Genomic DNA, 22,515 nt, shown 5'->3' with positions numbered 1-22,515 from the left:
CCCATGACACCAACACAGAATGTTCCCGAAGATCGTATTCAGATTGGACAGTTACGTTCAGCATATGGATTAAATGGGTGGCTCTGGGTCTATTCCAATACAGAACCTATGAGCAACATCTTTGACTATCTTCCTTGGTACATAGAGACCAAAGCAGGTTGGCAAACAATAGATGTAAAACGTTGGAAACCGCATGGCAAAGGCCTGGTTGTTTCGTTGAAGGGTGTGAGCGATCGCACAGCAGCGGATGGCTTGGTTGGCGCAAATGTCTGGATTTCAAAAGCGCAGCTTCCGAAAGCAGGAATGGATGAGTTTTACTGGTCGGATTTAAAAGGCTTAACCGTGTTGGGTCTTGATGAAAACGAACAAGAAGTGAATCTCGGTAAAATCCATGAAATGTTTGAGACGGGTGCCAATGATGTGATGGTGGTTCACGCAACACCGGACAGCATTGATGCTGAAGAACGCATGATTCCATGGCATAAAGATGTGGTACAGCGAGTTGATCTTGAAGCTGGTCGTATCTACGTAAATTGGGGCGTGGATTACTAAATATTTAAAAGCTTGTCCTTTAAGGATAAACGCAGCAGGAAAGTAGAGGAGTCTGCGATGTTTTTTGCAGTCATTACGCTTTTTCCTGAAATGTTTGAAGCGATTACAGCCTACGGTATTAGCGGGCGTGCGGCAAAACGTGAAATAGTGCAAGTTACTTGCATTAACCCTCGCAATTATGCTGAGGGCAACTACAAAAGAGTGGATGAACGTCCATTTGGTGGTGGTCCAGGTATGGTGATGATGGCAGAACCTCTGTCCAAAGCAATCAACCATGCCAAAGAGCTTGCAAAGCAAGCAGGATGTGTTCAGGTTCCTGTGGTGTATATGTCGCCGCAAGGAAAAACCTTAAACGAACCTGCGGTACAGCAGTTTGTCGAATATGATGGACTGATTGTGTTGTGTGGACGTTATGAAGGGGTCGATGAACGTTTGATCCAGCAATATGTTGATCAGGAATGGTCAATTGGAGATTACGTGTTGTCGGGTGGTGAACTGCCTGCGATGGTTTTATTGGACAGTATCATTCGGAGACTTCCGGGTGCCATGTCAGATGAACAGTCCGCCGTGCAAGATTCATTTGTGGATGGTCTGTTAGATTGCCCACAATATACCAAGCCAGATCATTTCGAAGGTTTGGATGTGCCTGAAGTACTTAAATCCGGGCATCATGCCAACATTGAAAAATGGCGGTTTTTGCAGCGCTATCAACGAACCCTTGAACGCCGACCTGAGTTGGTGGAAAAAGCAGAGTTGACCAAGCAGCAAAAAAAATGGCTAAAAGATTTGCATACTTAAATTCCATTTAAGTATTAATGAATAGGCTCTTTATTGGCTTGAGTATCTGCTTAAGTAATAAAGGGAAAGATAAACGGGTCGATACGCGATTTAGCCTCTATCCCCAGCGGTAGCACAGACCTCTTCTGTCCCGCACATATTGGAGATTCCCACAATGAGTGGTAAACATCCTTTAGTTCAAATTATTGAAAATGCTCAGTTAAAATCAGATATCCCTGCTTTTGCTCCTGGTGATACTGTAGTAGTTCAAGTAAAAGTAAAAGAAGGTGAGCGTGAACGTCTTCAGGCATTTGAAGGCGTTGTAATTGCTAAGAAAAACCGTGGCTTGAACTCTGCGTTCACAGTACGCAAAATCTCTAGCGGTGTTGGTGTTGAACGTGTTTTCCAAACACATTCACCAATCGTTGCTGGTATCGAAGTGAAACGTCGTGGTGACGTTCGTCGTGCTAAACTTTACTACCTACGCGAATTGTCTGGTAAAGCTGCACGTATTCGTGAAAAATTGCCAGCTCGTAAAGTTAAAGCTTAATTTTAAGTTTTATACGAGTGAAAAAATGCGCCCTTTGGCGCATTTTTTTATGCTTGAAATTGGCTATGTAAATTTATAGCCCTTGCAGTTTTAAGCGGTTGGCATGTTGCCTGAAGATAGCAACGGGATCTTGGGTGAACATGCCTTGTATTCCAAAGAAGTGATTAATCTCATCAAAGTGATTGTGTCTATAATCTTGACGAATCACCTCCATAACGGCCACTATAGAGGGAGACAAGGCCATTATGGTCTTTGCTTTTTAATAAAGTTGTACCTAGCGCGACAATCGAGGTATCAATCACATCTAAAGGGTTGGTGATTTGCTGATTGCCCATCCACGAATAATGATAAATACCATCAGCAGTCAGCTTTTGCCCCCTGACTATTACAATCTTTGGGAATGGCTGCTGAACCATATTTCGCATTAAATTCGTTAATCCCTGTTGTGCTTAAGGATTGCATCGAGCCTTCATAATCAACGCTAAGTTCTGGATTTGACTGGATCAGCGCAATCCCTTTACCGAGTAAACCAAAAACCACTTCTGCAATCGGATCGAGAAATTTACTTTCTACAATCACATCCGCCAGTTTCGTGCCTTTCATGGCACCTGCGACCGCTGTCATGGAGGCAACTTTTTCGGGTGCAACACCTTCAATATACTGAATGGTCGGGCCACCATGACTATGCCCAATCAAATTCACTTTTTTTCTTGCCGGTGAGGGCAATCACTTCATCGACTTGTTGTAAAAGCTGCTCACCACGAACTTCCGTAGATTCCACAGCGGACATTTCAGCTGCATAAACTGCCGCACCATTACGTGCTAAGTCTGGCAAAATTTGATACCAATAATCTAAGCCCAACATCTGTGTACCAATACGCGAAAAGCCCAAGCCAAAGCCATGTACCATCACTAAGGGGTATTGGGTAGCGGCGTAATTCGATATAGCTTTTGCTTGATATTGGGTTAAACCGGCAACTTGCGCAGGTAAATGCACGAATGCAACACTACTCAGTGCAGCGAGGACGATGTGTTTAAGTTGCATGGAATATCTTTGATTATTCTTTTAACACTCTTATTTTTTGACAATATTAATTGTCATTATTGAGTAACATATCAATAATGTAAGGAAAAAAAGAAATGATAGAAGACAAATGGTAAATCATGATTGAGACGTAATGCTTTTTTATAAAAGATTTGAAGCAGACCAGATATAACCTAGGTTTTATGTGTTAATAAAAAAGGACGATAATTCGTCCTTTTAAATATGATGAATTATAAACCCTGTAGTTTTAAACGGTTGGCATGTTGCCTAAAGAGAGCAACAGGATCAGGTGCGAACATTCCTTTTAAACCAAACATCATATTGGCCAGATCGGTGTGATTAAGGTTGTAATTATCACGAATGACTTGACCGATATGCGAACTACAACGAGCCACCATGCCATCATTGTCCTTGTTGCCATAAGACAATGGGCCAAGTTGCATCAGAATCGTATCAATGTCTAAAAGATTGGTGGTTTGTGCGGTACCACCCCAAGAATAATAATAGATTCCCTTATCCACTTTAGCGCCACTCTTGTTACAGTCAGAAGCTAAAGCCGTAGTCGGGAAGCGCTTATTAAAGTTTGCAGATTCGACTTCAGTCAATGATTTCATTGATGCATCAAAGTTAACGGGAATATCGGGATTCGCTTGTGCCCAGGTTAATATCGGCCCAATCAGATATTGTCCCAGGATATTGAATGCGCTACGGCTGAGGGTATTGTTTTGAATATCATCGGCGACTTTAGAACCGCGATATGTTCCGCCCACGCCTGTTACCGATGCTACATACTGCGGTTTTACAGCTGCTACGTATTGTACGGTTGGGCCACCATGACTGTGACCAATCAGGTTGACTCTGTCCTTACCGGTGATCGCGAGTACTTCTTCTACTTGAGCAATCAACTGTTCACCACGGAACTCGGTAGTATTGGCAGGGGATAGCTGCGCGGCAAAAACCGTCGAACCATTGCGGGCCATATCAGGCAAAATCTGGTACCAATAATCAAGATTGAAACTGTCATCACCGATGCGTGACCAGCCTAACCAGCCATGGACCATGACAATAGGATACTTGGTCTTGGCATAGTCAGACTTTACCGTTTCTTTAATTTGTAAAATTCCTTTTGAAGCTTGAGTTTCTGCAGTAACTCCTAGAGCTAAAGTAGTTATCACAGCAAGCATGATGGCTTTTTTATTGTTTAAAGTTTTCATCAACTTTTCCTTAAATGAAGTTTTTTCTTTGAAGCTTGTTTTTATTAAAGGTGGTGAATAGTTCCTCCCGTGATCATTAGGTATCCATGCTATGGACGAGCTGTTTTGGGGACAGCAATAAAGTGCTCATTGGAGTGCTGAATAGTGCATGGAATTAGTCGCACTGATCGTCATGCTTGATACTCAGACGATGGCATAAGCACAAGCTGCACTTATGCCAATATTTTTATAAACCCTGTAGCTTCAAGCGGTTGGCATGTTGTCGGTAAACAGCAACCGGATCAGGTGCCAAGAAGGCAGTTAAACCAAAGAATTGGTTAATTGCATCTAGATGATTCCAGTTATAGTTATCGCGAATGGTTTTACCATATTTAGCACTACAGCGAGAAACCAGACCGTCATTGTCACCCTTAAGATCAGTAAGCAGTGCCGTTACACCCAAGAGCATGTCTGGGTCTTTTGTATTGGTCACGGTTCCTACACCCGAGAAGGAATAAAAATAAATGCCTTTTTCAGTGGCAGCCCCTTCACCGCATGCGGTTTTTGGCATTCCTAGAGGATATTTGGCCTGGAATGCTGCAGAGCCTGCCAGACTTAAACTCTTACCCGCACTTAATGAGTCATGCGGGAAGGAGTTTGGATCGAGTCCTTGTGCCCAAACCAGCATTTTAGAAGCAAAATTTACGACATTGACTAAAGGTCCTTCTAGCTTGGTTCCTTCAGCAGAAATAATCAAATCTGCGACTTTAGAACCTTTCAGCGGGCTAGAGATAGCCGTAGCTGAAGCTACCTTCTGTGGAGCCACATTTGAAACATAGGCAATACTGTGACCGCCATGACTATGTCCTAATAAGTTGACTTTCTGCGCACCGGTTAAGGCCAGAATCTCATCTACTTGTTGTAGCAGTTGTTCACCGCGAACTTCTGATGCGTTAAAGGGTGAAACACGAGTTGCCCAGACATTTGCTCCATTACGAGCCAAATCTGGCAAGATTTGATACCAGTAATCCACACCCAGTTCATCAGTTCCTGCACGAATCCAGCCGCCCATACCATGAGCAAACACCAGTGGATATTTGGTTTTTGCATAGCTGGTGATCGCATTTCCTTGAATTTGCGATGTATTGCCCGCTACAGCCATTTGGCTGGATGCAATTGCAGCACCAGATAAAATTGCGCAAATTAAACGCTTTGAGTTCCATTTCATTTTGTTTATCTCACTTTTTTTATTTTTAACCCTGTCCCCATTTTTTAAACTTTAGCTGGTACAGGTACTGAATAAGAGGATCGATCTGATCGCCTTATTGGTCTACATTGCGATTACTCGCTATATGGTAATTTTCCTCCCTGATCATGGATGGTTTCAAAAGTCCCTACTCGAAGTTGTTCTTCTGGTTTTTTAAAATGCTGAGTCCGTAATTTCTGCACGGCTTGTTGCTTGGCTTCATCACTCATGCCGCTTTGCATGATGCTGTCCCGTTCATTCAGATATTGATTGACCTTATCTTTCCAGTCAGTGCGTTGACTATCTAACGCTTCTAAACGTTGGGTGGCCTCGGGACCTACCAGGTTGGTACGCATCTGATGAATTTCTTCCGCTGAACCGCCACGAGCCTTTATGTCTGCGGTGAGTTTGCGCAAATCTTCCAGTTTATTGAGTTGTTCGAGGTTTTCTTTCCAGTCTTCAGGTAATTGATTAAACAGATCTTTTAATTTTTGGGCTTTTTGTGCTTCGGTTAAGCTCTTGTCTGCCAGAACGGCCATGCGATTGAGGGTATATTCATGATAGCTATCTTCAGTACCAAATAAGCCTTCAATTTCGTAGTCAGAGAAAAGTTGTTTACGCAAATTTTTCATATTCGCAAAAACGCTTTGATAATATTTAGGATCTTCCTTATCGATATTAGGTGCCTGCAAATCGCCCAGTTTTTCCCGGTAGTCCATGTAGCGATTCCACAAATCAATAATTTGCCCTAAAGCGGGTTCTTTATGGTTAAGCTGGATGTAGGCTTTGAAATCGTGTTTGATTTGCTTGAGATCTTTTTCGCCATACTCGGTAATGAAATATTCAAAACAGTTGCGTGTCTGTTCATTCACAATTAAACGATTGGCATTGTCCAGGCGTAGTTGACAGTTTACTTCTGTATCTTGCTGGCTATGACTGACCAAAGCCCGACTTTGATCTGTAGTGGCTGGCATAGATGATGTTAAGGCATTATTCTGCACATCAGCCGTTTGAGCAGCCTCTGTTTGTTCTGCGGTAGACTGGGACGGTGCGAGCCAAAATAACAGCACGCCTAGACACACCAGAATCACCACCAAAATAATCCATAATTTATGATGTTTCTGCATTTCCTATGCAACCTTCTTTTTCTGTTTTTTGTAGGTCTAAAAAGAGAACTGAAAAAGAATTTGCCATAAAAAAATGAATAAAACGTAGAAAAGTTGTAAAAAATGACAAGCGGTTGCTAACATAGCAGCCGTTTGAACTTGTTTGATTTTCACTATGAAAAAGACTTCACCTAAAATTCAGCGCCGTCATATCAGCGGCGTATTTTTACTGAATAAGCCTTTGGGTATCAGTTCAAATGCGGCCTTGCAAAAAGTACGCTGGTTGTATCGGGCACAAAAGGCCGGGCATACCGGGGCTTTGGATCCACTGGCTTCAGGTTTGTTGCCAATCTGTTTGGGTGAGGCAACCAAATTTTCCCATTATTTGCTCGATTCAACCAAGCGTTACCAAACTACCATTCATTTGGGGCATAGCACCACGACTGGAGATGTCGAAGGTGACGTGCTGCTGGAACAGGCTGTGCCTGCATTGTCTGAAGAAAAAATTGCCCAGGTTCTGGCAAAATTTGTCGGCGATATTCAGCAAGTGCCACCCATGTATTCGGCATTGAAAAAAGAAGGACGTCCACTGTACGAATTGGCGCGTAAAGGGATAGAAATTGAACGGGAAGCACGTCCGATCCATATTTATGCCATCGAATTACGCTCTTTTACTGAAAATAGTATTACCCTTGATGTGACCTGTTCTAAAGGTACATACATTCGTGTATTGGGTGAAGATATTGCCCAAGCCTTGGGTACATTTGGTCATCTGACCTATCTGCATCGTATCAAAACCGGTCATTTCGACCTGATCCCAAGTTATACCATTGAGTATCTGGAAAGTTTGACTGAACAGGAGCGAGAGGCTTTGTTGTTACCGGCTTATGCACCTGTGGATCATTTTATCAAGGTACAAGTGCCAGAAGGACGTGCTGAATACTTTAGCCGTGGTATGGAAAGCAATATTGAGCATGCAGCAGAAGCCCAAGTGTTGGTGTTTGATGGTGAAAAATGTTTGGGTCTGGCTGAAATTACCGAGCGTAATCGTCTGGTGCCTAAACGCGTGTTAAATCTCGAGTAATTGTTGAAGTAGATCCATGGAAATTGAAATTATCTTAAGCCTTCTGTTTTTTGCATTTTTTGCAGGTGCGATTGATGCAGCGGTAGGAGGTGGCGGGTTAATTCAAATTCCGGCCTTAATGAATACTTTTCCGCATATGAACACCGCAACGCTGTTCGGTACCAATAAAATGGCATCCATTTGTGGTACTGCCTCAGCGGCATGGTCGTATTTACGCCGTGTCAAACTTGCCTGGAAGTTACTGGCGGTGATTGGTGTCGCTGCCTTTATCAGTTCTTTTGCAGGGGCTGCCTGTGTCAGCATGATTCCTAAAGAAGTACTGCGTCCGTTTGTATTGGTGATGCTGATTGTGATTGCGATCTATACCTTTATGAAAAAGCAGTTCGGTCAAGTGCATTTTCAGCAAAGTATGACCAGAAAAACCTTAATATTGGCCGGAATTGGCGGTTTGATCATTGGTTTCTATGATGGAGTTTTTGGCCCGGGAACCGGCAGCTTCTTTATTTTCTATTTTATTCGTTATTTAAAAGTCGATTTTCTACATGCCTCTGCCTTATCTAAAATTGGCAATTTTATGACCAATTTTGCCGCCTTAAGTTTCTTTATTCCAACAGGGCATGTGCTGTTCAGTTTAGGTTTGATGATGGCAGTGGCCAATGTGGCAGGTTCAATAATCGGTGTACGGGCGGCTTTAAAATACGGTAGCGGTTTTATTCGTATTCTGTTTTTAATTCTGGTGAGCATATTGATCTGCCGTTTGGCCTATCAAACATTTTTCTCATAAATCATTTTCGATATTAAACTTTTTTATACAAATTGCTTCATCTAGTCACCCACATGTGGGGCATTTGCTTTTAAGATCGTAAGCAGAATGTCTTCAAAATAATGATAAACAGTCTTTTTAATCTATAGCGGCTGTAGCAAATAAAAGGGTGATGTAGATGAATATTTTCGAAGCTTTACGTGCAAGTCATGAAATTCAGAGGGAACTTTCTGAAAAATTAATCCAGACCTCCGGGAATACCGAAGAGCGTCATGAGTTATTTGAACTGCTTAAAAATGAACTGTTTGCCCATGCAGTTGCCGAGGATCGTTATTTTTATATTCCTTTAATGATGACCGATTCTGGCCTGAGCATTACCCGTCATGCCTTGGCGGAGCACCATGAAATCGATGAGTTACTTGAGCAATTAACCGACACTGAAATGAGTAATCATGGTTGGTTGGCGATCGCCAAGAAACTTTCTGAAAAAGTACATCATCATTTAAAAGAAGAAGAGCATGGCTTTTTCCAGCAGGCCGGGAAAATTTTGGATGATCAACAAAAGCACAATTTAGCCAAGAAATATTTAGCCGAATATAAAAAGTATAAAAAATTAGATAAAGACAGTTTGACCAAAGCTTAGGATATAAAAAAGATGGCAAAAACCATCTTTTTGAATTTAGCGATTTTAAGACCCGACTTTTTGGCGGGATCTGAATGTCACCCCAACCGATGCCAGCATGACACACATCAGGGCAATCCACTGTAACATTCCTATTTTTTCTCCAAGCAAAAGCAGTCCGGTAAGTGCAGCCAGAGCAGGAGAAAGACTGGAGAGTGTACCGTAACTGAGTTTGCTTAAAGACTTAAGCGCTTGCAGATCTAGCGCATAAGGAATGGCGGTTGCCAGTACTGCAATGGCCAAGGCTTTGCCCCAGTACTGGGTTTCAAATAATGCCGGTGCATCATGATATAGACCGATCGGTAACAAGCTGACAGCTGATAGGGCGATGGCAATGGTTAAGGCATGCATACCGATATTTTGATGTACGACTTTTTGTCCAAAATAAATATAAAAGGCCCAGCATAGTCCTGCACCAAGTGCACAGGCAGCACCAATGAGTGAAAATTGCTCACTTTGCGTTTGTCCCCATGGCACCATCAAGGCAATGCCTAAAATGGCCAGTCCGACCCAAATATAGTCACTACGTTGTTTAATCGACAGTAAAGCCAAACCTAAAGGCCCGATAAATTCTAGACCGACGGCAATACCTTGAGGAAGCTTGCCAAGTGACATGTAAAACAGCACATTCATCAAACATAATGCTGTGCTATAGCACAACAAGTCACGCCATTTTAAAAAGGACAGACGCTTTAAGATGTGCCATGAACGAAACATGATGCAGACAATGACGGAGGCAAAACACAAGCGTAGAATCGTGACGGTGAGAGGATCGAGAACCATGAACAGTTGTTTGGCAAACGATGCACTGATTTGATAGGAAATCATGGACAGAACCATGAAGACTACGGCAAGAAGTTGAGAGTTTGGCATGAGGCACGCAGTTAGATAGTCCTTTGAATAGACCATGTTTCAGGTGGGCACAGTATAGCGGTTAATGGTGATTTTTTGAGTTTTGACTGCGGGGAAATTTTAAATTCAAAACTTTAAATTTAATCAATCATTGAGGCAGGATGGTTTGATGGGTTCGAATTTAAATTACCCGGTTTTTAATTTGTCTGCGGTTTTGTTTTTGGCTTTTTGCGTGGTAAAGGTACATCCAATCGATGCGGTGATAATGGTGACTAATGCTAGCCACTGATTCCAAAGCAGCTGTTCGCCTAAAAATATAAAACCCGACAGTGCCGCAATGGCAGGTTCCACACTCATTAAAGTACCAAAACTTAAGGCGCTTAAATTGCGTAAGGCAATCATCTCTAAACTAAACGGCAAGGCACTCGCGAGCACAGCCAAAGCCATAAAGTACATCAGACTGTTTGGCTCGAAAGTATGGGCAGGCATACCCGAGAACAGTGCAATGGGCATTAAGACTAGCATGCCAATAAACATTCCTAAGCACACGGTATGATTACCTGAAACACCTGAAGGTTTTTGTCCGGCCACAATATACAATGCCCAACATGCCCCGGCAGCCAGGGCAAAGAAAATCCCGAGCAGGTCTAAAGACTGGGCAGCCTGAGCAAAGGGAAACAGTAAAATTAAACCCAGAATGGCCAGCCCAACCCAGATAAAATCGTATTTTTGCCGTGCATGATAAAGCGCAACGCTGAGCGGGCCAATAAATTCGAAAGAAACCGCAATGCCAAGCGGAAGGCGATCAATCGACAGGTAAAACAGCATATTCATACCCGCCAGAGCAATGCCATAGCTGATAATGGCCGACCATTTAACCTGCCGGAAATTAATCTGCCAGATTTTAAAAATCAGCGCCAGGATCAATGCGCCTAGAAGTAAGCGCATTGCGGAAACAGTCAGGATGGGAAATTGTCCAAATAAATACTTGGCGAAAGAGCCACTGCTTTGCATGCTCATCATTGCAATCAGCAATAACAGCAGTGCCTGAACATGGGGCGTATTTTTTAAATTCAACATTTATTAAATGAACTAAATTTGTTTCGATTTCTCGAATAGCGGGAGATAAGCAAAGGCTTAATAAATATTTCCGAATATGAGTGAAATAATAGAGGAACGACGGCGTCTTAGCATTGAGATACTTATTTCATCTTTAGCTTATTGTTACTTTGGTTTTGTCTTGAGAAGCATTGCTTCGTAAGACCAAAGCCACCTTACGAACATTTTAAACATGTTTCAAATGTTCTCATCGCAGAACTCGACAGATTGAGATATTTAAATAAATTGTTCGCAGAAACATTAATTATTTAATCTCGGTCTGCCTCGAACAGCTGCGAATGGCGACATCGCGGAATCGATATTTTTTACATTCACACTATAAAATTTAAAAAATAAAAAAACCACAGCACGAATGCTGTGGTTTTTTAATAAAATTGAATTAGAACAATACGCGAACGCGGATTGTACCTTCAACTTCATGAAGTGTATCAAGCGCTTCTTTAGATGCAGTTGCATCTACATCCATAACAAGATAGCCCACATCACCTTTAGTCATTAATGATTGACCAGAGATGTTGATGCCGTGTTCAGCAAACAGGTTGTTGATTTTAGACAATACACCCGGGATGTTTTTATGGATGTGAAGTAAACGGTGTTTACCTTCAGTCAACGGCAACGCGATTTCCGGGAAGTTCACCGCAGATAAAGTCATACCTTTATCTGAGTAAGCAACAAATTTCTCTGCAACCTCTAAACCGATGTTCGCTTGCGCTTCCATGGTTGAACCACCCACGTGAGGAGTCAAGATCACGTTGTCCAGGCCACGAAGTGGAGAAACAAATTCTTCACCGTTGGCTTTAGGTTCTTTAGGGAATACGTCAACTGCAGCACCTGCAATGTGACCAGACTTGATCGCATCAGCAAGATCTTCAATGATCACACAAGTACCACGTGCAGCATTGATGAAGATCGAACCTTCTTTCATTTGTGCAAATTGATCTTTGCCAAAGAAGTTACGAGTAGATGGAACGTCTGGAACGTGTAGAGATACAACGTCTGCATTTGCAAGAAGTTCACCCATTGAACCTACTTGACGTGCATTACCCATAGGAAGTTTAGTCACGGCATCATAATAAATGACGTGCATACCCATGCTTTCAGCAAGTACTGAAAGTTGCGAACCAATTGAGCCGTAACCAACGATACCTAAAGTTTTACCACGAGTTTCAAATGAACCTACTGCAGATTTGTTCCAGCCACCACGGTGAGTAGAAGCAGATTTAGCAGGTACGCCACGAAGCAATAAAATTGCTTCAGCAAGTACCAGTTCAGCCACTGAACGTGTATTTGAATATGGTGCGTTAAATACTGGAATACCGCGAATCATCGCAGCATTCAGGTTCACCTGGTTAGTACCGATACAAAAACAGCCAACAGCGATGAGCTTGTTGGCTGCTTCAAATACTTCGTCAGTTAACTGAGTACGTGAACGAATACCAATGAAGTGGGCATCTTTTACCGCTTCTTTCAACGCTTCACCCTCAAGCGCAGTTTTACGGTAATCGATGTTGGTGTATCCAGCAGCATTTAATGTGTCGATTGCGTTTTGATGAACGCCTTCTAACAACAAGAAACGAATTTTATCTTTAGGCAGTGAAAGATGTTGGCTCATTACGGCTCCGCTACAAAGGCCAAATTTAGTCGCGATATGATAACATACGAGAAGGGTCTATATACATTTCCTTTATGACGGAGACCATAGGTATTTTTGCCATACATATGCCGTGAACGAAAAATTTTGGTCTAACTAAGGCTGTAATTTTTAAGGCTAGATTGTCAAAATGCTTATTTCCTCAGGGTTTCAGTGGAAAATGCCTTATAATGTCGGGCAGTGAAATCGATCACAGTGCTGCTGCTGGTTTTATGTTCACGCCCGGTTCAAAATTACATTTTTCTTGTGAATCTTTTTACAAATGAATGCCCTATAGACCATCCACCACTTGTATATTTCTTGCTAGGTTTGCAAACGATGAATGCTCCAGTCGCTTTAACACCTGAGTTATTAACCCAATTGACAGCTATTGTGGGTGAAAACCGCATTAAAACAGATGCGGATAGCCTGCAAAATTGGGGTCGGGACCACACTAAACATTTCGACCCGAACCCGTCGGTCATCGTTTTTCCATCTAGCACGGAACAAGTGCAACAGATTGTAAAACTTGCCAACCAGTTTAATGTGGCAATTACACCGTCTGGCGGTCGTACCGGTTTATCTGCGGGCGCGGTTGCGGCCAATGGTGAAATTGTCGTTAGCATGGAGAAGATGAACCAGATTCTGGAATTCTTCCCGGCAGACCGTATGGTACGTGTACAAGCCGGTGTAGTGACTGAACAGTTGCAAAACTATGCTGAAGAACAGGGTATGTATTACCCGGTAGATTTTGCCTCTTCAGGTTCTTCACAAATTGGCGGTAACATCGGCACCAATGCCGGTGGTATTAAAGTGATTAAATACGGCATGACCCGTAACTGGGTACTCGGTTTAACCGTAGTCACCGGTAAAGGCGACATCCTGCGTTTAAACAAAGGCATGATCAAGAATGCGACCGGTTATGCGCTTCAACATTTGTTCATTGGTGGTGAAGGAACGCTAGGTCTGGTGACTGAAGCTGAAATCAAGCTTGAACGCCAACCACATGACTTGCAAGTACTCGTATTGGGCGTACCTGATTTTGATGCGATTATGCCGGTACTGCATGCTTTCCAGAAGAAAATTGATTTAACTGCATTCGAATTCTTTGGTGAATTGGCGATGCAGAAAGTGCTGGACAATGGTCATGTACAACGTCCATTTGAAACGGCTTGTCCATTCTATGTGTTGCTTGAGTTTGAAGCGCCATATGAACCGATTATGGATGCAGCGATGGAAATTTTCGAGCATTGCATGGAACAGGGTTGGGTACTGGATGGCGTGATGAGCCAAAATCTGGATCAAGTGCATAGCTTGTGGCGTTTACGTGAAGATATCTCTGAATCGATCGCGCCATTTACGCCATACAAAAATGATATTTCAGTACTGATTACTCACGTGCCTGCATTTATTAAAGAAATTGATGCAATTGTGGAAGCGAATTACCCTGATTTTGAAATTTGCTGGTTCGGTCATATTGGTGACGGTAACTTGCACCTGAATATCTTAAAACCTGCTGATCTAAGTAAAGATGAATTCTTTGCTAAATGTCAGGTGGTGAATAAATATGTATTCGATACTGTGAAAAAATATGACGGTTCAATTTCTGCGGAACACGGTGTCGGTATGACCAAAAAGCCATATCTTGAATACTCACGTTCAGCAGAAGAAATTGAATACATGAAAGCTTTGAAACAGGTATTCGATCCAAACGGTATTATGAACCCGGGCAAATTATTTGATCTTTAATTCCTGATCAAAAAATTACTTATAGAAAGGCACATTGAAAAATGTGCCTTTTTTATGATTTTAAAAAATAATAGTAAATTCAAAATGTTGTATGATTGATAAAAATAATCACATATTTTTATGGGGGGATTATGAGTCTACAAAAATGTCCAGATTGTTTAAAAGAATATAGTTTAAGAGCGCCATCATGTATTCATTGCGGCGCACCAAACGAGCATTTTCAAGCAATCGCACAGCCTGTAGCCGCAGAAAAAGAGGATGATAATTCGGTATTGGGATGGATTCTTGCCATTATTGTTGGTGTGGGTACAGTTCTAGCGATGGTACCGGATTTACGAGTTGAAGTTTTGAGGATGTTTAACCCCGATACTGATGTGGTCACTGAAAATGAAATGCGTTCATGTGATTCAAAAGGGGCACAAAATCAAATGAAATCGGCCTTTGATCAAAGCCAATATGCCATGACCCTGAATTTAAAAGCGGTCACAGTTCAAAGTACCTCTTTAGAAACTGAATCAGGTAGTACATTAACCTGCCAAGCAGAAATGATGCTGAATAATAGTGAAACGGTACATTATATTTTTAACTTTACCGAGCAAGGTGATCAATACTTAATTAGTGGTCGTCCATCGTAAATAAGTTAAAGCCTAAGAACTATAAGAACTTTTTGCCGATGACTACATAACTGTTATCGAGTCAGAAAAAAAGGCATGGCATCATAGATGCAATGTCTTTTTTTTATGGGGGAGATTTCCCAATGTTACGTTTACTTTCTACCTCTATACTTTGTTTGGGCTTAATCACGACGGGTTGTGCAACGACAAAAAAATTGGCTTCTAAAGTGAATATTGGTTCGTCTGATACGCCTTTGCAGCAAGTCTTGAAAGAAAGACCTGATTTGCGTAAGGACTCGGCAACAGTTGAGATTCGTCAATTTTTTAATAGTGTAGAGTCTCCGACTGCTGCACAGGTCAAAGTGACTGAAACTGGATTAAAAGATGATTCGGTTCGTTCGATGCGTACGATATATAGTTTTAAATTGGTGGATGGTGACTGGAAGAAGATTGATACAGAGAAGTCGTATCAATGTATGCGCAGCAAAAATACCAAGGCTTTTCAAAAAGCCAAATGCTCTTAATAAATCTTTGAATTATGGTTGAAAAGTAAGCTGTAATGCTGCATAAAAAGCGTATCGATTGATGCGCTTTTTTGCGTTTGGGGATAAAAATGGAATTAGAAAGCTTAACAAATGTGTCAGATAATCTTATCGATAAACTACTTAATGGGGTAGTTAATACTTCGAATTTTTTTACTGATATCTATAGATTTAATTCTGCAAAGAAAAATTATTTAGATAAAATCGCGAAATTACAATATGTAAGAACTATCAATGAATTTGAAGAGACAGTTAGTTTATATGAGTTTTTTGTTGCACCTCATTTAGCTAATGTGAAAGATAAAAATATTTTCAAAGTTAGTGGATTGAGTGATATTAAGGCTCACAGAAAAATTTTAATTTCAGGAATTGTAGGGCAGGGAAAATCTGTTTTAATGAGGCACTTAGCAATTAGTGAGGTTCTAGATCATAATAAGATTCCCCTTTTTTTTGAATTAAGATATTTAGAAAAAGGACAGAACTTAGATATTGTAATAAAAAAAATTTTTGAAGAATGGTTACAGGTGAAAAGTCCAAAAATAATTGAATATATTTTATCTTCGGGTCTGGTTACATTATTTTTTGATGGATTTGATGAAATATATATTGAGGATATGCCTAAAATTATTAAAGGTTTCGAATCCCTAGTACATAAATACCCTAAACTTAATTTTATAGTCTCAAGCAGACCTGAACATGTTGTTGAGTCATGTGCATTATTCCAAAATTTTCAAATACAAAAACTAGATTTCAGTGCTCAAAAAAATATTATTATGGCATTAATTAAGTCAGATAAAATGCAAAAAGCAGTTATTGATGGAATTGAAAAATCAAATATTGCTGTAAAAGAAGCTTTAATAACACCTTTAATGGTTAATTTATTTGTTTTTATTTATAAGCAAGAGCAAATTGTTCCAGAACATGTTAAAGATTTTTATGATAGATTGTTCGATTTAGTATTAAGAAAACATGATAATACTAAAGTTGATTTCAAGAGGGAAAGAGCTACAAAATTAGATAATCTAGCATTAAAAAAAGTTCTACAATTGATTTCATTTATGTGTTGCAAGCAGCAAGTATTTGCTTTTGATGAACATATTTTTCGAAGGTTAGTTGATAAAGCTATAACAATAAATGATTTAAAATGTAATGTAGATCAGCTGATATTTGATCTTACAAGCGTATTATGCTTTATAGTTAAAGAAGGTTATCTGTATGCATTTATTCACAAAAGTATACCTGAGTATTTTGCAGCTGAATTTATTCGCGATCACGGAGATGCAAAAGATTTATATGAAGATATATATAATAACTATTCTAAATATGAAAAAGTTTGCATATTTTTAAATTTAATCGATGAATATAATTATAACTTAAAATTTCTTAAAAGAGTTTTTTTGAAGGATATTGATAATATAAAGAGTAAAAAATTTATTGATAGAAGTTATATTCTGATAGACCCTAGTATTAGTCAATTGAAAATTGTGTTTGATGAGAATATACATGAATATTTTAAATGTGAATTACTGAATAGGTTAAGCAGAATAACTGAAACTGATATAGTTAAAAATTTTAAATATGTAGATGGTTTGCAAATAACTATCTCTAATAGAAGGTTAGCTGATTCTACTGGTCAGGTAGTAGTAGAACAAAATGGAGTATATACTGATTATTTTGACAGTGTCTCTGATAATACAGTATTATCTTCGACAAATAGCAAAGATTTAGAAAAAGAACTACGGGATAAAGGATATAGAAAAATTAATGCAATTAATCTAAAAAATAAATTTTATAATACATTAATTTTTTTAAACTCATTTGTAAATGAAGTTGAACAAAGGCAATTAAAAATTGAAAAAATAATTAACAGATATGAAATAGATGATTATAGTTTTTAAAAAATTTAGATTGGTTGCTGTAAAGATAAATCATCATTCTGGTGATTTTCACATTACATAATAAACGAACACTGTTAAACTACACCTACTCAACCAAGTAGGTGTATTTGTTTGAGATCAGCTATTCTCACGAATTTTTTTATTTAAACACCTCGTGAATATGGTGTTCTAAGTCACTTATAAGCAAGTGCATTTCCCAAACTTTAATTTAAACACTCAATGCTTGGCATTGGGCTGACGCTTCTCTCCCTAAAAATAGTGTGTAGCCCCCTACAAGCTTAAAATATATGTAGAAAAACAATGCAAAACGTTCAAACCGCCACCTTAAACCGTGCCACGCTGATGTTTCCATTGGCCTTGGTGCTGTTTGAGTTTTCCGTTTATATTGGCAACGACTTGGTCCAGCCGGCCATGCTCGCCATTACCAAAGACTTTGGCGTCAGCAGTTCGTGGGCGCCATCTTCCATGTCGTTTTACCTGCTGGGTGGGGCATGTGTAGCATGGTTGCTCGGCCCATTGTCCGACCGTTTGGGACGTAAAAAAGTGCTGCTTGCAGGCGTACTGTTCTTTGTACTGTGCTGCTTGCTGATTTTACTGACGAGAAATATTGAAAGCTTTTTGGCACTGCGCTTTTTACAGGGGATTGGTCTCACCGTCATTTCTGCCGTCGGTTATGCGGCTATTCAGGAAACCTTTGAAGAACGCGACGCGATTAAAGTCATGGCATTGATGGCGAATATTTCATTGCTTGCGCCATTACTCGGCCCTGTGGTCGGTGCATTTCTGATTGATCATATCTCTTGGCATTGGGGTTTTGTGGGGATTGCATTTTTGGCCTTTTTAAGCTGGTTTGGTTTAAAGGCTAAAATGCCGGATACAAAGGTCAGCATCCCAAAACAGCCGCTCAGTTATATTCTGGATGACTTTAAACAGGTCTATAAAAACAAACGTTTTTTAGCCATGACTTTGGCCTTGCCGATGGTCAGTATGCCGCTGATGCTATGGATTGCACTGTCACCCGTCATGCTGGTGGAAGAGCTGGGCTTTAGCAGCATGCAATATGGCCTGGCACAGTTTCCGGTATTGGGTGGATTAATCCTCGGCAATATCGTGCTGATTAAAATTATCGACAAACTAGCTTTGGGCAAATCGGTATTGATTGGCTTGCCGATTATGTTACTCGGAACGGTGATTGTACTGGCTGGGGTGATCTGGCAGGATTATCTGATCTGGTGCCTAATTGCAGGCATGACTTTAATCAGCTTTGGTGAAGGCATCAGCTTTTCGGTGCTGTACCGTTTTGCACTGATGTCATCGGAAGTTTCCAAAGGTACAGTGGCAGCCGCCGTGTCGATGCTGTTGATGTTCAGCTTCTTTATTATTATTGAACTGGTTCGGGTGATGTATGAGCAATACCATCTTTGGGCCTATGCGGTGGCGTGTTTTATTTTAATTGCGCTGTGGTTTAGTTTCCCACGAGCAATGCTCAAGCAGATTTTAAGAGAACGGGTGAAGCAGGGGCAGTTTTAGGAAAAGCGCCTTCTGCCTGTGGGAGATGAGAAATATATTCCGCAAGGGATGATGTTAATCATAATTTTACCTCTCCCTTGCGCAGCAGTGCTGCTCATCTCCTGAAAGGAGGGGGATATACCGGTTTGAAATCAGTATTTCTTCAAGTTAGAGATGAGAAATATATTGCCCAACGGATGAAGGAATAACCTTTTAATCAGAAACTATACCTCAGATTCAGCGATTGGCTGTTCAAAGTTCTTTAATTTGCGATCAAAAACAAAAGTGCCAAACGGTAAAATGGATGCGATTAAACCCAGAATAAACATATAAATCGACCATTTCTGTTTTTCACATACCGTAAACAAGACAATCAAAAACAGAATAAACAGTACGCCGTGCCCCATACCGACGTATTTCACCAAAATTGGATTATCCAGCATATATTTCATCGGCATCGCGATGAAAAGAAGCAACAGAAAGGAAATACCTTCTAAAAGACCGACAATACGTAAAGTTTGGATATTCATGGTCATGCTTAAATCAATGAGAATGAACCCCTGAGTGTACTTAATATTGCCGCAGGGGTGAATCAAAATTTGATTTATTTTAAAATATATCAAATACTTATAACCAAGCATTTAGCTCGGATTATTTTATTTCCTGAGCCCATAATTCAGTTCTTAACTTTAACAATTCAGGCAGTGTTTCCAGTAATAAACTGATTTGCTTTAAAACCAGTAATAAATCTTCAGACAGGTTTTCTTGCTCACTCATCTGCTTAATTTCATTGAGCTTGTCTTGAATTTTGTCTGTATCTAAAGGCTGTTGCTGTAACAGCACGGCAAATAACGTGTCTTTACACCACAACATTAAATCCAGTACTTGTGCATCCTGAACCTGTTCGCGGTGACTCCCCAAAGCAGAAACATAACTGAGCTGACTGTGGCTATACACCAGATAACGAAAGGCAGAATGAATTAGCGCTTGGTCAGGATTAGGTTCAGTACTTAAACTGGAAATCATGCTCGACAGTTCAATTTGCGCGTTGTGCGCGGTGCGACGTGCCTGACGGTAATCCAGACTGTTATTTTTACCGAATTGGTATTGCTTCACCACTGCATCAAAATACTCCAGTGTCGCTTGGTTACTTTTTTTGATGGTGCTGGAAATATTACGGAAGTTCCAGTCTGGCCAGATAAAACTGACCGCAAACCATGCAATTAAGCAGCCTAAAAGGGTATCGACAATGCGCGGTAAAATAATGGCATAACCTGCACCTTTTAAATTGAAAATCAGCAGAACCATTAAGGTTGCCATCAGTGTTGCCATGGCATATTTTTTGGAGCGTAGATAGAAAAAATACACGCCAGAAATAATGGTCAGAACCAATTGTCCTTCAATACTCGGAACAAAATATAAAACTGGAATGCCCAAAATAACGCCTAAAATGGTGCCTAAAGTACGCAGTTTTAAACGGCTTTTAGTAGCGAAATAACTGATCTGGCAGACAAATAAACTGGTGAGTAAAATCCAGTAGCCATTTTTAGCGAATGGCATTAATGAGATGGCATAGCCAATGGCAAATACAAAGGCGATCCGTACAGCATGCCGGAACAGGGCAGAGTTCGGGGTCAGATGCTGTTTCAGCTTGAGCCATAAATCCTGCACATCGTGAATATCATCATCCAGCAGGTTTAAATTTTCCTGATGTTGCAGATAGTTTTGTCGGTAATTGTTTTGCTCATGACTTAAGTTAATAAATTGTTCCTGAATTTTTTTCAGATTGCGCAAAATCAGCAGCAGGTTTTTCACTTCCAGATTATGCGGATTGTCCTCAATCCATAATTGAATCGAACTGTCCAGATTGGCTATGGCAACATCGGTGTCGGGATTAGCTAGATAGTGCTGATGGCTCAGAATATCGTGCGCCAGTTTTTGACAGGAAAGCGCATGCAGTTTGACATTCTTTTGAATCCGGAAAATCAGGTCGGTGCGGCTAAAGTTTTGATGAATCTTTTCATAATGCAGGTAATTTGAGGTGGCCTGTTCATGAATGTCTTGAGCCAGAAAATACAGATTCAGCCAGTAAATGGTATTTTTATTGGCACGCGAGGCTTTTAAACGGGTGAGTAAGGAAGCCTTGGTGGTATTCAGGCTTTGTACCACTTCACTGTTTTTTAAGGAAAGCTCATACAGCAGCGGTTCAATATTATCGGTATTGTCTGGATCGAACAGACGGGCTTTGGCCAACAGTAAGGCGGCAATGGCATTGAAATTGGCAGCCAAATTGTCTTGTACAGCTTGTGTAGGTTTGAGCAAATAAAAGATGATTGAAGTCAGACCATACCACAGCGCACCCAGTACAAAATAGCTCGGTTGTTGATACCATTCGCTGTATTCCCCCAGTCCAAACATGGTGTAAATGGACAGTAAAATAGTGCCAAAAGAAATGGTGGCATAACGCTGCCCCAATGCGCCCATTAAAATAAAAGCGGCACTTGAGAGGGATAAGTACAGAATAAAAAGCAGTTTATGAGGATAGAGAAATTCAAGAATACTGCTGACGCCAAAAAACAGGATACAGACATAGACCAGATTACGTAGACGAATACTTAGCCGGTCATCAAAGTCGGTCAGGGCAGTGGCAATGGCACCTAAAGTTACTGGAACAATTAAGGCTTCATAGCCTAAAAACAGCAGGCCTAGAGTGGTTCCGCTAAGGACAATAAAAATTTGCAGACAATAGATTAATATGGAATTGGATTTAAAGCGTTGCAGTAAATCTTTCAGGCTATTCACGATGTTCTAAAGATCAATTTTTTGTATAGATATAGCCTGAGCTTTTTTGGCTGCTGTGTCAATTTATGATCGTTAGCGTAGTTTTATTTAATCTTTTATTTTTAAGGCTATGACGAAAAAAGCAGACATTCAGCCTGCTTTTTCATTGTATGGTTTTGTGGGCAATTTATTGAATCACACCACAGGCAATCCGGTCTCCGCCACCGCCTAAAGGTTTAGGTTGATCGGCATAGTTGTCACCACCGGCATGGATCATAATTGCCAAACCTTGAACATCAGCCAGTTTTAAACGTGGTGCAACCAGCTGCTCGGTGGATTTGCCTGTAGCATCAACAGTGAGCAGGGGTAAATCTCCCAGATGGCCAGTGAGTGGCGTACCATGATGTGGCGCATGATTGGGGTTGAAATGACCGCCGGCGGCAATGGCTGCGCCCATTTTTCCATCTTTTTCTGCCGGGCCGCAGAAACCTTTTTCATGAATATGAAAGCCGTGAGGACCGGGTGGCAGATTACGTAAATGGGTATTGAGAACCAGGCCATCCGGACTATCGAGCAATTCTACCGTTCCGATAGTCTCACCTACGCCTTGGGCTGTGACCGCATTGACCGTTACGCGTTGACCTTTATGTTCGTCTAGGGGCTGGGTACCGGCACAACCGGCCAGAAACATTGCACCCAGTATGGCAAGTGCAGCGTGTTTAAATCGTATTTTCATGACTCAAAGCATCCTGATCTTTTTTATAATTGGCATCATTGAAGCAAAGTAAAAGATGCAAGACCACCTGCTTTAAGTAGTGGAATG

The 22,515-nt window shown here is 40.8% G+C and carries 20 protein-coding genes and 1 pseudogene; 11 read left to right on the top strand and 10 right to left on the bottom strand.

The genetic code is table 11. The features are described 5' to 3' along the window. Positions 1–3 precede the first annotated feature (3 nt). From rimM to rplS, 3 genes are all read left to right on the top strand, one after another. Complete coding sequence (rimM, locus tag B9T26_RS04625; protein ID WP_086198595.1) at positions 4–552, top strand: ribosome maturation factor RimM; 549 nt, start codon at positions 4–6, stop codon at positions 550–552. 57 nt (positions 553–609) lie between these two features. Next, the gene (gene trmD / locus B9T26_RS04620; RefSeq protein ID WP_086198594.1) at positions 610–1,350 is read left to right on the top strand and encodes a tRNA (guanosine(37)-N1)-methyltransferase TrmD; all 741 of its coding nucleotides are present in this window, start codon (positions 610–612) and stop codon (positions 1,348–1,350) included. A gap of 154 nt (positions 1,351–1,504) precedes the next feature. Beyond that, positions 1,505–1,879: a 50S ribosomal protein L19 gene (gene rplS, locus B9T26_RS04615; protein WP_086198593.1), complete on the top strand. Its 375-nt coding sequence runs from the start codon at positions 1,505–1,507 to the stop codon at positions 1,877–1,879. A 73-nt stretch (positions 1,880–1,952) separates the two neighbouring features. On the opposite strand, the pseudogene B9T26_RS15975 reads toward rplS, so the two are convergent. The 4 genes and pseudogenes from B9T26_RS15975 to B9T26_RS04595 form a co-directional block, all read right to left on the bottom strand. Next, positions 1,953–2,924, bottom strand: a pseudogene (locus tag B9T26_RS15975) (esterase/lipase family protein). Between the two features lie 230 nt (positions 2,925–3,154). Beyond that, entirely contained in the window at positions 3,155–4,138 is a 984-nt protein-coding gene (locus B9T26_RS04605) for an esterase/lipase family protein (RefSeq protein WP_086198592.1), read from the bottom strand. A gap of 226 nt (positions 4,139–4,364) precedes the next feature. Beyond that, on the bottom strand, positions 4,365–5,279 hold the full coding sequence (locus tag B9T26_RS04600; RefSeq protein WP_227518767.1) for an esterase/lipase family protein: 915 nt from the start codon (positions 5,277–5,279) through the stop codon (positions 4,365–4,367). Between the two features lie 179 nt (positions 5,280–5,458). After that, positions 5,459–6,490 carry a lipase secretion chaperone gene (locus B9T26_RS04595; RefSeq protein WP_086198590.1) on the bottom strand — a complete coding sequence of 344 codons (1,032 nt, stop codon included), beginning with the start codon at positions 6,488–6,490 and terminating at the stop codon, positions 5,459–5,461. A gap of 154 nt (positions 6,491–6,644) precedes the next feature. On the opposite strand from B9T26_RS04595, the gene truB reads away from it, so the two are divergent. The 3 genes from truB (at position 6,645) to B9T26_RS04580 (ending at position 8,959) form a co-directional block, all read left to right on the top strand. After that, complete coding sequence (gene truB, locus B9T26_RS04590) at positions 6,645–7,553, top strand: tRNA pseudouridine(55) synthase TruB (protein ID WP_086198589.1); 909 nt, start codon at positions 6,645–6,647, stop codon at positions 7,551–7,553. A gap of 16 nt (positions 7,554–7,569) precedes the next feature. Beyond that, the gene (locus B9T26_RS04585) at positions 7,570–8,337 is read left to right on the top strand and encodes a sulfite exporter TauE/SafE family protein (protein WP_086198588.1); all 768 of its coding nucleotides are present in this window, start codon (positions 7,570–7,572) and stop codon (positions 8,335–8,337) included. Between the two features lie 157 nt (positions 8,338–8,494). Continuing rightward, the gene (locus B9T26_RS04580) at positions 8,495–8,959 is read left to right on the top strand and encodes a hemerythrin domain-containing protein (protein ID WP_086198587.1); all 465 of its coding nucleotides are present in this window, start codon (positions 8,495–8,497) and stop codon (positions 8,957–8,959) included. Between the two features lie 45 nt (positions 8,960–9,004). On the opposite strand, the gene B9T26_RS04575 is transcribed toward B9T26_RS04580, so the two are convergent. From B9T26_RS04575 to serA, 3 genes are all read right to left on the bottom strand, one after another. Further along, the gene (locus tag B9T26_RS04575) at positions 9,005–9,871 is read right to left on the bottom strand and encodes an EamA family transporter (RefSeq protein ID WP_086198586.1); all 867 of its coding nucleotides are present in this window, start codon (positions 9,869–9,871) and stop codon (positions 9,005–9,007) included. A 165-nt stretch (positions 9,872–10,036) separates the two neighbouring features. Then, positions 10,037–10,930, bottom strand: a complete 894-nt coding sequence (locus B9T26_RS04570; RefSeq protein WP_086198585.1) for an EamA family transporter — start codon at positions 10,928–10,930, stop codon at positions 10,037–10,039. Between the two features lie 418 nt (positions 10,931–11,348). Beyond that, positions 11,349–12,581 carry a phosphoglycerate dehydrogenase gene (gene serA, locus B9T26_RS04565; protein WP_086198584.1) on the bottom strand — a complete coding sequence of 411 codons (1,233 nt, stop codon included), beginning with the start codon at positions 12,579–12,581 and terminating at the stop codon, positions 11,349–11,351. A gap of 357 nt (positions 12,582–12,938) precedes the next feature. Here serA and B9T26_RS04560 point away from each other — a divergent pair, with 357 nt between their 5' ends. The 5 genes from B9T26_RS04560 to B9T26_RS04540 all read left to right on the top strand — a co-directional run bounded on the left by B9T26_RS04560 (position 12,939) and on the right by B9T26_RS04540 (position 18,932). Beyond that, positions 12,939–14,348: an FAD-binding oxidoreductase gene (locus B9T26_RS04560; RefSeq protein WP_086198583.1), complete on the top strand. Its 1,410-nt coding sequence runs from the start codon at positions 12,939–12,941 to the stop codon at positions 14,346–14,348. 131 nt (positions 14,349–14,479) lie between these two features. Continuing rightward, on the top strand, positions 14,480–14,983 hold the full coding sequence (locus tag B9T26_RS04555; RefSeq protein ID WP_086198582.1) for a hypothetical protein: 504 nt from the start codon (positions 14,480–14,482) through the stop codon (positions 14,981–14,983). A 122-nt stretch (positions 14,984–15,105) separates the two neighbouring features. Beyond that, positions 15,106–15,486, top strand: coding sequence for a hypothetical protein (locus B9T26_RS04550; protein WP_086198581.1), 381 nt, complete (start codon positions 15,106–15,108; stop codon positions 15,484–15,486). An 89-nt stretch (positions 15,487–15,575) separates the two neighbouring features. Further along, positions 15,576–17,402 carry an NACHT domain-containing protein gene (locus B9T26_RS04545; protein WP_086198580.1) on the top strand — a complete coding sequence of 609 codons (1,827 nt, stop codon included), beginning with the start codon at positions 15,576–15,578 and terminating at the stop codon, positions 17,400–17,402. 300 nt (positions 17,403–17,702) lie between these two features. Then, positions 17,703–18,932: an MFS transporter gene (locus B9T26_RS04540; RefSeq protein WP_086198579.1), complete on the top strand. Its 1,230-nt coding sequence runs from the start codon at positions 17,703–17,705 to the stop codon at positions 18,930–18,932. A gap of 203 nt (positions 18,933–19,135) precedes the next feature. Here the strand turns inward: B9T26_RS04540 and B9T26_RS04535 are convergent, their stop codons facing one another. The 3 genes from B9T26_RS04535 to sodC all read right to left on the bottom strand — a co-directional run bounded on the left by B9T26_RS04535 (position 19,136) and on the right by sodC (position 22,428). Continuing rightward, positions 19,136–19,441, bottom strand: a complete 306-nt coding sequence (locus B9T26_RS04535; protein WP_086198654.1) for a DUF3817 domain-containing protein — start codon at positions 19,439–19,441, stop codon at positions 19,136–19,138. A 121-nt stretch (positions 19,442–19,562) separates the two neighbouring features. Next, positions 19,563–21,713, bottom strand: a complete 2,151-nt coding sequence (gene yccS / locus B9T26_RS04530; protein WP_086198578.1) for a YccS family putative transporter — start codon at positions 21,711–21,713, stop codon at positions 19,563–19,565. A 166-nt stretch (positions 21,714–21,879) separates the two neighbouring features. After that, complete coding sequence (gene sodC / locus B9T26_RS04525) at positions 21,880–22,428, bottom strand: superoxide dismutase family protein (RefSeq protein ID WP_086198577.1); 549 nt, start codon at positions 22,426–22,428, stop codon at positions 21,880–21,882. Positions 22,429–22,515 lie beyond the last annotated feature (87 nt).

Source organism: Acinetobacter sp. ANC 4169 (genome assembly GCF_002135355.1).
Classification (GTDB): Bacteria; Pseudomonadota; Gammaproteobacteria; order Pseudomonadales; family Moraxellaceae; genus Acinetobacter.
The sequence above is the reverse complement of the archived record's forward strand: the minus strand, read 5'-3'. Positions and strand labels throughout refer to the sequence as shown.

Coding starts and splice junctions, on each gene's coding strand:
- rimM (WP_086198595.1), top strand. CDS start 4: ATGACACCAACACAGAATGTTCCCGAAGATCGTATTCAGATTGGACAG.
- trmD (WP_086198594.1), top strand. CDS start 610: ATGTTTTTTGCAGTCATTACGCTTTTTCCTGAAATGTTTGAAGCGATT.
- rplS (WP_086198593.1), top strand. CDS start 1,505: ATGAGTGGTAAACATCCTTTAGTTCAAATTATTGAAAATGCTCAGTTA.
- B9T26_RS04605 (WP_086198592.1), bottom strand. CDS start 4,138: ATGAAAACTTTAAACAATAAAAAAGCCATCATGCTTGCTGTGATAACT.
- B9T26_RS04600 (WP_227518767.1), bottom strand. CDS start 5,279: ATGGCTGTAGCGGGCAATACATCGCAAATTCAAGGAAATGCGATCACC.
- B9T26_RS04595 (WP_086198590.1), bottom strand. CDS start 6,490: ATGCAGAAACATCATAAATTATGGATTATTTTGGTGGTGATTCTGGTG.
- truB (WP_086198589.1), top strand. CDS start 6,645: ATGAAAAAGACTTCACCTAAAATTCAGCGCCGTCATATCAGCGGCGTA.
- B9T26_RS04585 (WP_086198588.1), top strand. CDS start 7,570: ATGGAAATTGAAATTATCTTAAGCCTTCTGTTTTTTGCATTTTTTGCA.
- B9T26_RS04580 (WP_086198587.1), top strand. CDS start 8,495: ATGAATATTTTCGAAGCTTTACGTGCAAGTCATGAAATTCAGAGGGAA.
- B9T26_RS04575 (WP_086198586.1), bottom strand. CDS start 9,871: ATGCCAAACTCTCAACTTCTTGCCGTAGTCTTCATGGTTCTGTCCATG.
- B9T26_RS04570 (WP_086198585.1), bottom strand. CDS start 10,930: ATGTTGAATTTAAAAAATACGCCCCATGTTCAGGCACTGCTGTTATTG.
- serA (WP_086198584.1), bottom strand. CDS start 12,581: ATGAGCCAACATCTTTCACTGCCTAAAGATAAAATTCGTTTCTTGTTG.
- B9T26_RS04560 (WP_086198583.1), top strand. CDS start 12,939: ATGAATGCTCCAGTCGCTTTAACACCTGAGTTATTAACCCAATTGACA.
- B9T26_RS04555 (WP_086198582.1), top strand. CDS start 14,480: ATGAGTCTACAAAAATGTCCAGATTGTTTAAAAGAATATAGTTTAAGA.
- B9T26_RS04550 (WP_086198581.1), top strand. CDS start 15,106: ATGTTACGTTTACTTTCTACCTCTATACTTTGTTTGGGCTTAATCACG.
- B9T26_RS04545 (WP_086198580.1), top strand. CDS start 15,576: ATGGAATTAGAAAGCTTAACAAATGTGTCAGATAATCTTATCGATAAA.
- B9T26_RS04540 (WP_086198579.1), top strand. CDS start 17,703: ATGCAAAACGTTCAAACCGCCACCTTAAACCGTGCCACGCTGATGTTT.
- B9T26_RS04535 (WP_086198654.1), bottom strand. CDS start 19,441: ATGAATATCCAAACTTTACGTATTGTCGGTCTTTTAGAAGGTATTTCC.
- sodC (WP_086198577.1), bottom strand. CDS start 22,428: ATGAAAATACGATTTAAACACGCTGCACTTGCCATACTGGGTGCAATG.